This is a genomic window from Mesorhizobium sp. M7A.F.Ca.CA.001.10.2.1, assembly GCF_003998575.1.
GTDB lineage: Bacteria > Pseudomonadota > Alphaproteobacteria > Rhizobiales > Rhizobiaceae > Mesorhizobium.
Genome location: NZ_RZQY01001040.1, coordinates 1 through 1334 on the forward strand (window position 1 = coordinate 1; position 1334 = coordinate 1334).

A 1334-nucleotide genomic window follows, 5' to 3' on the forward strand; every position below is an offset into this window, starting at 1 on the left:
GCTCCAGCGCGTCGCCATGGGGCGTGCCATCGTGCGCGATCCCAAGGTTTTCCTGTTCGACGAGCCGCTGCCGAACCTCGACGCCAAGCTGCGCGTCCATATGCCGAGATCAAGGCGCTGCATCAGCAGCTGAAGACGACATCGGTTTATGTCACGCATGACCAGATCGAGGCGATGACCATGGCCGACCGGATCGTCGTCATGCATGACGGGTTGATCCAGCAGGTCGGCGCACCGCTCGATCTCTATGATCGGCCGGCCAACATGTTCGTCGCCGGTTTCATCGGTTCCCCCGGCATGAATTTCCTGCCGGCGATTGTTTGCAAGGGTGGTACCCCGGAGGCTGTACTGACCGATGGCCAGGCGCTGCGGCTGCCGGAAGGCCTGCCGCTGACGGACGGTGACGCCATCACCGTCGGTCTGCGGCCCGAGCATATCAAGTTGGCGGATGAGGGCGCGTTGAAGGGCGAGGTGGGTGTGGTCGAGCCTCTCGGGCTTTCGACGCAGTTCTACGTCAAGCTGGCCAGTCAGCAGCTTTGCGTCTTTGCCATGGGCCGTGCCGGCGTGAAGCCAGGCGACGAGGTGAGGTTGGTTGTCGAACCAGACCAATTGCATCTGTTCGATCCGAAAAGCGGTGATCGCATCGGCTGAGGGGACACAGCCGAGCGTCGGGCAGCAGTATCGGGCGCCGATGTCGGGCGGGAAATACAGGTAACGCTACATTTCAATTGGATAAAATAGCGGAACGTCCAACAGACATTTCCGGAACCTAACAGGACCACTCGGACCTTTGCGTCTACAGCGCAAGACCTTAGTCCCGCCGTCTTCTCAAGAGAACGGAGGTCGTTTCGCCACGAATTGGGCCGCCGTCGGAGTTAGTCAACACCGACGGCGGCGCCTGCAATATGGGCGAGTGGGTTGTGTGCGGATATGGTGTGATCGCGGAAGTGGATTGTAGACCGCTAACCGCGAGGGCTTCTTTTGGACAGCGGCGAACTGTCCAACGGGTTCTCAGCCGACTTGGCCGATCGCCGCTCCTTCAGCCACAGGGACTTCTTTCTCCTTGCTAGGTTCTCGTCTCGAACGCTGTCGTCGGCGGTCACTCCGCCATGCATCGCGGCAATCACGTAGTCGGCTCTGTTGGTTCGAAAGTCGCCTTTTTGTACGGACATCGTTTTCTCCCAGTGCGAGGCATTTCCCCCCTTTTTGCCTGACGCTGAAACTAACTGCCTATCCGTGGTGCAAGTCTACCAATCGCCGATTGTATTAAAACGATACACTCAAGGTGGCACGATCGCACGAGAGGAGCCAATACTGGCGGGGCTCCTTCATTG

1 protein-coding gene and 1 pseudogene are annotated in these 1334 nt (G+C 59.2%); one reads left to right on the top strand and one right to left on the bottom strand.

Annotation, left to right across the window (positions count from 1 at the left end; translation table 11 throughout):
- Positions 1-651 (top strand): annotated as a pseudogene (locus tag EN964_RS34825) (ABC transporter ATP-binding protein); the annotation flags it as partial.
- Positions 652-962: 311 nt separating this feature from the next.
- Here the strand turns inward: EN964_RS34825 and EN964_RS38245 are convergent.
- Complete coding sequence (locus EN964_RS38245) at positions 963-1172, bottom strand: hypothetical protein (RefSeq protein WP_127271560.1); 210 nt, start codon at positions 1170-1172, stop codon at positions 963-965.
- Between the last annotated feature and the right edge of the window lie 162 nt (positions 1173-1334).

Excerpts from the sequence above, each read along its gene's own strand:
- EN964_RS38245 (WP_127271560.1), bottom strand. The coding sequence starts at position 1,172 with ATGTCCGTACAAAAAGGCGACTTTCGAACCAACAGAGCCGACTACGTG.